The sequence below is a fragment of the Sphingobium sp. RAC03 genome (assembly GCF_001713415.1).
Taxonomy (GTDB): Bacteria; Pseudomonadota; Alphaproteobacteria; order Sphingomonadales; family Sphingomonadaceae; genus Sphingobium.
Window position 1 is genome coordinate 2,956,380 of record NZ_CP016456.1, and the last position, 11,235, is coordinate 2,967,614.

8 protein-coding genes are annotated in these 11,235 nt (G+C 61.2%); 4 read left to right on the top strand and 4 right to left on the bottom strand.

Going from position 1 to position 11,235, the window contains the following annotated elements:
- The first annotated feature begins 72 nt into the window (after positions 1-72).
- Positions 73-243: a hypothetical protein gene (locus BSY17_RS21665; RefSeq protein WP_171899274.1), complete on the top strand. Its 171-nt coding sequence runs from the start codon at positions 73-75 to the stop codon at positions 241-243.
- 331 nt (positions 244-574) lie between these two features.
- Positions 575-3,805 carry a M10 family metallopeptidase gene (locus tag BSY17_RS22075; RefSeq protein WP_261340657.1) on the top strand — a complete coding sequence of 1,077 codons (3,231 nt, stop codon included), beginning with the start codon at positions 575-577 and terminating at the stop codon, positions 3,803-3,805.
- Positions 3,806-3,888: 83 nt separating this feature from the next.
- Here the strand turns inward: BSY17_RS22075 and pth are convergent, their stop codons facing one another.
- The 4 genes from pth to BSY17_RS18860 form a co-directional block, all read right to left on the bottom strand.
- On the bottom strand, positions 3,889-4,458 hold the full coding sequence (gene pth / locus BSY17_RS18845; RefSeq protein ID WP_069066625.1) for an aminoacyl-tRNA hydrolase: 570 nt from the start codon (positions 4,456-4,458) through the stop codon (positions 3,889-3,891).
- 138 nt (positions 4,459-4,596) lie between these two features.
- Positions 4,597-5,220: a 50S ribosomal protein L25/general stress protein Ctc gene (locus BSY17_RS18850; protein WP_069066626.1), complete on the bottom strand. Its 624-nt coding sequence runs from the start codon at positions 5,218-5,220 to the stop codon at positions 4,597-4,599.
- 521 nt (positions 5,221-5,741) lie between these two features.
- A complete protein-coding gene (locus tag BSY17_RS18855) occupies positions 5,742-6,629 on the bottom strand; it encodes a TraB/GumN family protein (protein WP_069066627.1) in 888 nt (295 codons plus the stop codon).
- A gap of 6 nt (positions 6,630-6,635) precedes the next feature.
- Complete coding sequence (locus BSY17_RS18860) at positions 6,636-7,541, bottom strand: TraB/GumN family protein (protein WP_069066628.1); 906 nt, start codon at positions 7,539-7,541, stop codon at positions 6,636-6,638.
- A gap of 136 nt (positions 7,542-7,677) precedes the next feature.
- On the opposite strand from BSY17_RS18860, the gene BSY17_RS18865 reads away from it, so the two are divergent.
- Both BSY17_RS18865 and glyS read left to right on the top strand, forming a co-directional pair.
- On the top strand, positions 7,678-8,550 hold the full coding sequence (locus BSY17_RS18865; RefSeq protein WP_069067084.1) for a glycine--tRNA ligase subunit alpha: 873 nt from the start codon (positions 7,678-7,680) through the stop codon (positions 8,548-8,550).
- Between the two features lie 151 nt (positions 8,551-8,701).
- Positions 8,702-11,134 (top strand): glycine--tRNA ligase subunit beta, encoded by a 2,433-nt coding sequence (gene glyS, locus BSY17_RS18870; protein WP_069066629.1) that lies wholly within the window; start codon positions 8,702-8,704, stop codon positions 11,132-11,134.
- Positions 11,135-11,235: the final 101 nt, after the last annotated feature.

Below are 11,235 nucleotides of genomic sequence, written 5' to 3' on the forward strand. Positions count from 1 at the left end.
GCTTGCGCCGCAGCGCGACCGGCTGCCCCACGCCAGCAATCTTATGAAGCGCCGCCTGGCACAGGCGGTATCATGCGACCACCCGGCGACCCGGAAGTCGCCGTTCGCGAACAGTTTGAGGACGCACAACGGCGCAATAGCGAGGCAGCCTATCGCCTCTTTGCCGAACGGCACCCCGGCCATGCCTTGGCGCGCGTAGCTGAACGGCGGGCAGAGCGTCTCCGTCAGGACGGGCCGCGTTAGGTCTCGCCACCGCATCGCCCGCGCTTTTCGATCCTGCTTATGGTCCCTTTTCGGAAGTGACCCATCATGGTCCAGTCGCGCCCAACATCTTTGAAATAAATTCTATTTCCGGCGGGTGGAGCTGTTGAAATAATGGGTTGAATTTCAATAGCATAGAAATATTGACTTAGCATCATCTTGTAATGATTGAGAAATCTATCGCTTGGAAGTTACCTATAATGGTGCCATTACGTCGCTCCATAGTGGTCGCCTAAAAAGGCACAGTTAACGTGTCATCCAACGCAATTTTGCAGGAGGATGTATGCTTAGGATCACCGAGGGCGGCCCCCTTATGGCCAAGTTGAGAGACGAAGATGACACGGTGTCGCCATTCGACACGCCGTCCTCTTTCACGGATGTATCGGACATCTGGTCTCTTTCGAACAACGAACAAGTGCGCAGCGAAATCAGGCTGCTTTATCCCCAGGACGTCATGCCCGAACCGGTCAGCACCGGCGCGCCAGGCAATCTCGACGCGCCGCAGGAAAATGGTAATGGCAACACGACGCTGACGCAGGCGGCCACGGGCAACCAGATCATCGACGGGTTGTTCAGCGGCATCAAATGGGATCCGAGCCAGACGGTCTATTATAGCGACACGGATTCTGCCGCTGATTATCAGGCTGGCTATAATTCTGACGCTGACGTTGATGGCATCAGCGCCCAGAATGAAGGCTTTTCACAGTTCACCGCGCAACAGACGCTCGCCTTTCATACTGCGCTAAATTCAACGGCTATCACGCAGTCCAACGCGGCGACCGCTTTTGGCGTCGAATCCTTTACGAATTTGGGCCTCTCCTATGATGGCGCAGGCTCGGCGATTGCGACGATCCGCGGTGCCAACTCCAGCGATCCTGGCACCGCTTATGCTTATTATCCCAGCAACAGCATCTATGGCGGTGATACCTTCTTCGGCAACGGCTATGACGGCACCGTCAATTCGCTGAAGACGCCGACGGCGGGCAACTATGCCTGGCATACCATGTTCCATGAACTCGGCCATTCGCTGGGTCTGGCGCACGGTCAGACCGGCGGTGCCTATGGCGCGTTGCCGACGGCTTGGGATTCGATCGAATTCACGGTCATGACCTATCGCAGCTATATCGGCGATCCGCTGACCGGCGGCTATTCCTATGAACAATGGGGCGCGCCGCAAAGCTATATGATGCTCGACATCCTGGCTTTGCAGACGATGTACGGGGCCGACTATTCGGTCAATTCGGGCAACACCGTCTATACCTGGAGCCAGACCGGCGGCGAAACCCTGATCAATGGGTCGGTGGCCATCGATCCGGGCGGCAACCGCATCTTCGCGACCATCTGGGACGGTGGCGGCATCGATACCTATAATCTGTCCAACTATACCACCAATCTGACGCTGGACCTCAATCCCGGCGGCCATTCGACGTTCAGCAGCACGCAGATCGCTTATCTGGGCGATGGCAATTATGCGCGCGGCAACATCTTCAACGCGCTACTGTTCGGCGGCAACACCGCATCGTTGATCGAAAACGCCAATGGCGGGTCGGGCAACGATACGATCACCGGCAACCAGGCCGACAATGTGCTGAACGGCAATGGCGGCAACGACGTGATCAATGGCGGATTGGGCAATGATACGCTATATGGCGGGTCGGGCGATGACGTGCTGGATGGCAGCCAGGGCGACGATACCCTCTATGGCGGCGATGGGAACGACATACTCGATGCTGGCGACGGCACGGACGTTGTCTATGGCGGCAATGGCAATGACACCATCTACGGCGGCTACTTCGGCGATTCGATTTATGGTGAGGCAGGGAACGATGTCTTCATCGTTCGCCAAACGGGGTCGGCGACGGAGTTCGGTGACAATATCGATGGCGGCTCCGGCGTCGATCGGCTGGACCTCAGCCAGATTACGACGATCTATGGCTCGACCGTCAATCTGACGTCGGGTAGCTGGCAGTATAACCCGCTTTATGGCGGTCCCTGGACGATTACGGCTGTCGAAAATGTCGATGGCACGCAATTGGCAGACACCATCACCGGCAATGCGTCCGCCAACGTCATCAACGGCAATGCAGGGGACGATACGCTCTATGGCGAGGCGGGGGATGATACGCTGAACGGCGGCAGCGGCACCGACATGATTTACGGCGGCACCGGCAATGACATCATCAATGGCGGCGACGGCAACGACCTGTTGATAGGTGGCGACGGTAATGATGTCTTTGACGGCGGCAGTGGCATCGATATCATCTATGGTGAGGCAGGTGACGATACGTTCCGGCTCGTGAGCGGCTGGAATGGTGGTTATGGCGAAATCTATGTCGGCGGCGCAGGCTCCGATACGTTCGACATCACCGGCATCAGTTCGACGGCCACTGTCAATCTCACTGACGGCACGTTCACATACACACCGGGCGGGTCGGGGCCTATCAGCCTGTCCAGTATTGAAAATGTCATCGGTAACGCGGCCAATGATACGTTGGTTGGGTCGGGTGAAGCCAATAGACTGGTTGGTAATGCAGGCAATGACGCGCTCTATGGCCTGGGAGACGCAGACACGCTGATCGGTGGCGATGGCGATGACATTCTGGATGGCGGCACGGGCGTCGACATCATGAATGGCGGCGCTGGCAACGACATTTATTATGTCGATACGGCGAGCGACAATGTCATCGAATCGTCGGGTGCCGGTACGGACCTGATCTATTCGTCCGTGACCTACACGCTGGTTGGTCGCGCCGTCGAAAATGCGACCCTGACGGGGACGTCGGGTTCCAGCCTCACGGGGAACGCCCTCGACAATGCGCTCAACGGGAACAGTGGCAACAACAAGCTGACCGGCGAAAACGGCAACGACATCCTGTTCGGCTTCGACGGAGATGACCTGCTCGAAGGGGGCGCTGGCGATGACATCATCAACGGCGGCAATGGCATCGACACGCTCAGCTATGTCAATGCGACCTCGGCCGTCACGGTCAGCCTGTCGATCGCGGCCGCGCAGGTGACCGGCGGTGCCGGTACGGACACCGTGGCGTTGATGGAGAATATCAACGGTTCGGCCTTTAACGACGTGCTGACCGGCAGCTCCGCCAACAATGTGCTTAAGGGTGGCGCTGGCAACGACGAACTGATCGGCGGTGGCGGCAATGATACGCTCGAAGGCGGCGGCGGCAATGATGTGCTGAGCGGTGGGTCGGGGAACGACACGATGGTCGGTGGTGCCGGCAACGACATCTTCGCCTTCATGAATGGTCTGACTGCCAATCTCGACACCATCACTGATTATTCGGTGGCGAACGACCAGTTCCGGCTGAATTCGGCGGCCTTTGGTGGCTTGCCGGTCGGGGTACTGACCGCTGCGGCGTTCCGCATTGGTGCGGGGGCCGCCGATGCCAGTGACCGCATCATCTACAACAGCGCGACCGGCGCGCTGCTGTTCGATGCCGATGGCAATGGGGCGGGGGCTGCGGTGCAGTTCGCCTCCATCTCCACCGGCCTGGCGATGACCAACGCCGAGTTCGTGATCGTCTGATGTAGCAAGGGCAGGGGGCCAACCCCTCCTGCCCATGGGAAACGGCGTCCGGCACCCTGTCGGACGCCGTTTGCCTTTGGCGCTCAGTCCGCCAGCCGCAACGCGACTTCGTTCATGAAGCGGGCATCATCGCCCTTGGCGAGCCATTCCGCCTCGGCGCCGATCGCGCCCAGCATCGCGGCGAGCGCGTCCATCTCGCTCTTGGCGTAATTGCCCAGCACATAGCCATGGACCTTGTCCTTATGGCCCGGATGGCCGATGCCGATCCGCACCCGGCGGAAATCCGCCCCGATATGCGCGTCGGTCGATCGCAGGCCATTATGCCCGGCATTGCCGCCGCCGCGCTTCACCTTCACCTTCATCGGCACCAGATCGAGTTCGTCGTGAAACACGGTCACGTCCTGCGGCGTCAGCTTGTAGAAGCGCATCGCCTCGCCCACGGAGCGGCCGCTTTCGTTCATGAAGGTCGCGGGTTTGAGCAGCAGTATCTTCTCCGTGCCGATCCGGCCTTCCTGCACCCAGCCCTGAAACTGCTTCTTGGGCGGCGAAAAGCGATGCAGGTCGGCGATCAGGTCCGCGACCATGAAGCCGACATTATGCCGGTGCATCGCATATTGCGTGCCCGGATTGCCGAGCCCCACCCAGATTTGCATCTTCACTCTCCAGAAAAGCAAAACCCCGTTCGCCCTGAGCCTGTCGATCGGCCGATTTTCCTGTTCGACCAGGAAAGGGCTTCGACAAGCTCAGCCCGAACGGGGTTGAGCAAAACCGTCGGAACGACGGCGACAGGCTTATTCGGCCGTGGCTTCCGCCTCGGCGTCGCCTTCGCCACCCTCGGCGCTCTTCAGCGCGGACGGGGCAACGATCGTCGCGATGGTGAAGTCGCGGTCGTCGATCGCCGCCTTCGCGCCCTTGGGCAGCTTGACCGCGCTGATGTGGATCGAATCGCCGACTTCAAAGCCGGTCAGGTCGACCACGACATCTTCGGGAATGTCGGCGGCATCGACGATCAGTTCGACATCATGACGAACGATGTTCAGCACGCCGCCCTTTTTCAGGCCCGGCGAAGCGGCTTCATTTTCGAAGCGCACCGGCACCGCGACGGTGACGCTGGCATGTTCCGAAACGCGCAGGAAGTCGGCGTGCAGCGGACGGTCGGAGACGGGGTGGAAGGCCACGTCCTTGGCGAGCGTGCGGATGGACTTGCCACCGACTTCCACCATGACGACCGAGTTGAAGAAATGACCGGTGCCCAGCAGCTTGTTGAGGAGCTTTTCCTCGACGTGGATCGACTGGGGTTCTTCGTTCATTCCATAGATGACGGCGGGTACGCGGCCCTCACGGCGGAGGGCGCGGGAGGCTCCCTTGCCTGCCCGATCGCGTGCCTCGGCCGACAGCGTAAGCTGCTCGCTCATTGCGTGTCTCCAAAAGCTGGTTTGAGTTACATTTTCCCGCCACGCCTCCAGGGATGACCATCGCGGGAGCGCGCCCTTTAGCAGAAAAGGGCAAGATTGCAAGGTAGGGCGGCTAGGCCAGCCGGATCGGCTGCGTGTGTTTCTCCGCGGGCCTTCAAGCACCACCACATCCTCAACAAAAAGTCTCCTTCATTGCTCGTATACAATGCTCGTCGAAGAAAGCGCTGCCCTGTCCGGTAGGCATCTTTATATGGGCAGTCTTGGGACTTCGTTCAGACCAACCACACACCAAAGATCGAAGGTCGCCAGTAGTAGCCAACCCTCGCTCTGCTAGTTCTTCGAACCTCTTTGGCCCCGGTTTTTCAGTGGGGTCCAGCCAGATTAAGATACCCTTTCGCATATTCCCTCCATTCTCACCGCAAAATTATAGGGAAGGCGGTCGCCAGATGCGACACCTAACGCATCAAAAATTAAGCTGACATACGAATAGTAAGGTCTGTCGAGACCGACTGGAATTAAAGTCACTGCACCCGCGTCACCGTAAAGCCCTTGGCCTCCAGCAATTCGATCAGATTCTCCCGCCCCGTCAGATGCCCGGCCCCCACAGCGATGAAAGGCCGTCCCGTCATCGGCGCGATCGCCTTCACCCAGTCGCGGTTGCGCGCGACCAGCACCGCTTCCTCGACCACCGGATCGGGCTGCTCGCCATTCTGGTCCTCCTTCGCGATCGCCTCCATATCGCCCTTGCGCCAGGCGGTCAGGATGCGGTCGAACAGGGCCTTCATATCCTTGGTCTCGCGCACCGTCTGCACCAGCAGCTTCGCCTGCGCGGAATCCGGCAATGTGTCGAACGCGGCGAATTGTCGCTCCACCGTTTCCAGCCCGCCAATCGGCTTGCCCGCTTTCTTGAACGCGGCGATCAGCACCGGCTCCACGCCATCATCCTGGCTGACCTTGAGCGCCTGCTGGCTCGCCGCCGACAACAGCATCGCCGCCGCCCAGCTTTCATAGCCTGACAGCATCTGCGTGCTGGTGCCGCCATCCGCCACCGCCTTGACGAGCGCGGCCTGATCTTCTTCCGGCACCCGCTGGTCGAGCGGGGGCAGGCCAGGGCTGCGCCCCATCTGCTCGAACAGCGCCAGCGTCTTCTGCTCATCCTGCAAATCCGCCGCTTCCAGCACCAGCCGGTCGGCCTGCGCCATCGCGTCGCTGATCGTCGGCGTCTCCCACGCCACCCCCTTGGGCAGGACATGGATGGTCCCGAACAGCCAGCCCTTCATGGTGCCGCGCGACACCTGCCACAGCGCCGGACCAGCTTGCGCGGCCTCCGGCTTGGGGCTGCCATCCTGCCCGCAGGCCGCGACCAGCGTCAGCGCGCACAGCGCCAGGAAATGGGTGAACCGCCGCATCGTCGCTTACTCCTTGATCCGCCGGGCCTTGATGCCCAGCGTCTTCAACTGATCCTGCACGCTGCCCTTGCCCGCCAGATGTCCCGCGCCGACCGCGACGAATATCGTCCCCGGCGTCGCCATCCGCGCCTTGATCCATTGCGCCCAGCTCGCGTTGCGCCCGATCAACAGCACTTGCGCCAGTTCCGGCGTCGCCTCCAGCGACCCGTTCATCGACTTGCCGAGCTTCTCCGGGTCGCCCGCATGCCAATGGCGCAGCAAGGCGGCAAACTCTGTTTCCATCTCCGGCAAGCCATCGACGGTCGCGTTCAGGAAAGCGACCTGCTGTTCCATCGGCAGCGTCGCGAAGAAATCGATCTGCTGCTCGACCGTCTCCAGCGCCTCGACCCGCTTGCCCGCCTTCACCGCCGCCGAGCGCAAAATCTTCTCCGCGCCCAGATCCGCCTGATAGCCCATCTTGGCCAACGGCGCGACGGCCAGCGCCATGCCCGCCATCCACGGGTTCATCCGATCGAACGCCGGAACAGGTAGGCCATTTGCCGCCATCGCCGCGCGATATTTCTCCCGTGCCTCCGGCGTCAGCCGGTCGGACAGCGCCACGCCATCCTGCGCCATCGCCCGGCTCATCATCACGCCACCCATGACATTGGGATCGTCCGGCTCGATAATCTCCAGCACCAACTCATCCGATCCGTCGAACGCGGCCTTCACCCCGCCGCGAAACCAGTCGACCCCCGGCTTCATCACATGCACCGTGCCGAACAGATAGAGCGTCGTGTCCGCATCCTGCACCCGCCACAGGGCGGGCGTCGCCACATTGGCGGCGGGCGGGGCAGGGCGGGCGGCGACCGGGCCGCTGGTCAGCAACAGCGCGGCGGCAAGGCCATGGGCCAGATAAGCAAGCATCTTCATAGTCCCGACCATGCGGGGCGGATGGCGCAAGGGCAAGCCACTTAACCCTGTTTCGCTCCGTCCTGCCCTTGACCCTATCGGCCCCATGCGCCAAGGCGCGAGCCAGCAAAACCGACCATTTCGCGAAGGACTATTCGTGGCCGAAGGCAAAGCGCTTTCCTTCCAGGACCTCATCCTGACCCTCCATGCCTATTGGGGGAAACAGGGCTGCGTCATCCTCCAGCCCTATGACATGGAAGTCGGCGCGGGCACCTTCCACCCCGCCACCACGCTGCGCGCACTTGGGCCGCAGCCGTGGAACGCCGCCTATGTCCAGCCCAGCCGTCGACCCACGGACGGCCGCTATGGCGAAAACCCCAACCGGCTCCAGCATTATTACCAATATCAGGTGATCATGAAGCCCAGCCCCGCCAATCTGCAGGAGCTGTATCTCGGCAGCCTCGTGGAAATCGGCATCGATCCCTTGGTCCACGACATCCGTTTCGTCGAGGATGACTGGGAAAGCCCGACGCTGGGTGCCTGGGGCCTTGGCTGGGAAGTGTGGTGCGACGGGATGGAAGTCACGCAATTCACCTATTTTCAGCAGATGGGCGGCTATGACTGCAAGCCGGTCGCGGGCGAACTGACCTACGGCCTTGAACGGCTGGCCATGTATATTCAGGGCGTCGACAGCGTCTATGACCTGAAATTCAACGATGCCGGGGTGACGTACGGCGACGTGTTCCTGGCCAATGAACAGCAGATGTCGAAATGGAATTTCGAGGTCGCCGACACGGAAAAACTGTTCCGCTGGTTCAAAGATTGCCAGTCCGAATGGCGCAGTTGCATCGACAATGGCGTACCCCTCGCCGCCTATGACCAGGCGATCAAGGCCAGCCACGTCTTCAACCTGCTGCAAGCGCGCGGCGTGATCTCCGTCCAGGAACGCGCCAGCTATATGGGCCAGGTCCGCGACATGGCGAAGGGCAGCTGCGAAGCATGGATGGAATCCAACGGATGGGCCGCGTGAATCCGGCACTTCAAATCCTCCCCTGTAAGGGGAGGGGGACCACGAAGTGGTGGAGGGGTGTCACCCTATCGATAGCGGGACACCCCTCCGTCGGGGCTGCGCCCCGCCACCTCCCCTTCCAGGGGAGGATCTTCTACTGTGGATATGACCAATGACCGACTTCCTCCTGGAACTGCGCTGCGAAGAAATTCCCGCGCGCATGCAGCTCAAGGCCAGCGACGATCTCGCGCGCCTCTTTACCGAGGAACTGGCGAAATCCGGCCTGACGCCGGGAAGCATCGACAGCTTCGTCACGCCCCGCCGCCTCGCGCTCATCGCCCGCGACCTGCCGCTCGAAACCGCCGCCGTCAGCGAAGAGCATAAAGGCCCGCGCACCAGCGCGCCGCCGCAAGCGCTCGAAGGCTTCCTGCGCAAGACTGGCCTGATCCAGGATCAGCTCGAAGACCGCAACGGCATCTGGTTTGCCGTCGTCAACAAGCCCGGCCGCGCCACCGCAGAGGTATTGGCGCAAGCCATCCCCGCCATCATCCGCGCCTTCCCCTGGCCCAAATCCATGCGCTGGGGCGTCGCGTCGCAGACGACCGAAAGCCTGCGCTGGGTCCGCCCGTTGCAGGGCATCGTCGCGATCCTGGGCGAGCAACTGATCGATTGCGAGATCGACGGCATCCGCAGCGGCTATGCGACGCTCGGCCATCGCTTCCACCACCCGGCCGAAATCACCATCGGCGGGGCGGGCGACTATGCTGAAAAACTGCGCGCCTGCCATGTCATCGTCAGCCACCAGGAGCGCCAGGCGATCATCGCGGACAAGGCCGCGCAGGCCGCCGCCGCGCATGGCTACACCGTCATCGAGGACAAGGGGCTGGTCGCGGAAAATGCGGGCCTGACCGAATGGCCGGTGCCGCTGCTCGGCGATTTCGACCCCGTCTTTCTTGAGGTGCCGCCTGAAGTCATCCAGCTAACCCTGCGCATCAACCAGAAATATTTCGTGCTGCGCGACAGCGCGGGCAAACTCGCCCCCGCCTTCATCTGCACCGCCAATATCGACGCCAAGGATGGCGGCGCCGCCATCATCGCAGGCAACCGCAAGGTACTGGCCGCGCGCTTGAGCGACGCGCGCTTCTTCTGGGAACAGGACCGTAAGACCCGGCTGGACGACCACGCCAAGAAACTCGAACGCATCACCTTCCACGAGAAACTGGGCACGGTAGCCGACAAGGTCGAGCGGGTCGCAAAGCTGGCGCGGTGGTTGGTGGAAGAGGGGATCGTTACGGAAAAGCCCCTCCCCTTCAGGGGAGGGGTTGGGGTGGGGGCCATCCCCACACGCGACGCCAAGATGATAGCCCCCACCCCCAGCCCCTCCCCTGAAGGGGAGGGGAGTGAATTGGCGCAGCTTGCGTATGACGCCGCTAAGCTCTGCAAGGCCGACCTCGTCACCGAAATGGTCGGCGAGTTCCCCGAATTGCAAGGCATCATGGGCGGCTACTACGCCCGCGCCGAAGGCCTGCCCGACGCCGTAGCCGACGCCATCCGCGACCATTACAAGCCGGTCGGCCAAGGCGACGACGTCCCGACCGCCCCGGTCACGGTAGCGGTGAGTTTGGCGGATAAGCTGGATACGTTGGTTGGGTTCTTTTATATTGGTGAGCAACCTACGGGATCGAGAGATCCTTTTGCTTTGAGACGTGCAGCTTTGGGCGTTTTAGCATTGTCGCTGCAAATGCCTAAAATGTTTTCGATGCGTGATCTTACTCTTCGCTGGCTATTTTATGCGTCCTCATCTCATCCTAACTATGACAGCGATCGCCCATTAAAAAGGCAATTCAGTGATTTTTTCTTTACGTTGATGGGCAACGTCTCGCTTCCATTTTTTGATTTGGCTATCAAGTGCGATACCTTGAAGGGTATCTGTGATTTGTTTGCAGAGTATGAGCCTGAAAAATTAGCAGCGTTTCGATCTAACGATGCTCTTCTCCTCGACTTCTTCGCCGACCGCCTCAAGGTCCAGCAGCGCGAAGCCGGGGTCCGTCACGACCTGATCGACGCAGTGTTCGCACTCGGCGGCGAGGATGATCTCGTCCGCCTGCTCGCCCGCGTCCATGCGCTGCAATCCTTCGTCGCGACCGACGACGGCGCGAACTTGCTCGCAGGCTACAAGCGCGCCGCGAACATCCTCAAGAAGGACGCGCCACAAACTCCCTCTCCCCAGCGGGGAGAGGGCCGGGGAGAGGGGGAGCGAGCCGCAGGCGAGCGTCCGGCTCTCGACGTGGCACACCCCCACCCAACCCTCCCCCTCAAGGGGGAGGGGCATTCAACTCTTTCCTACACGCCCGAAATAGCCGAAGCTGCGCTCATCGCCGCGCTCGACGTGGCGGAACCGCGCACGGCGCAGGCGGTGGCGGCGGAGGATTTCGAGGGGGCGATGGCCGCCCTCGCCACCCTCCGCGCGCCCATCGACGCCTTCTTTGAAAGCGTGACGGTCAACGACGCTGATCCCGCCAAGCGCGCGGCCCGCCTTGCGCTGCTGGCGCGGGTGCGGGACGCCGTTCATAGCGTAGCCGACTTTTCAAAGATTGCGGGCTAACGCAACGAAATGACAAAATCTGCGGGAAAAGTGCGAAGTTAAAGCGTAATAATCCTATTCGATCGCGCATCATCCCGCTATTGCTGCTGGATTGTTGCAAC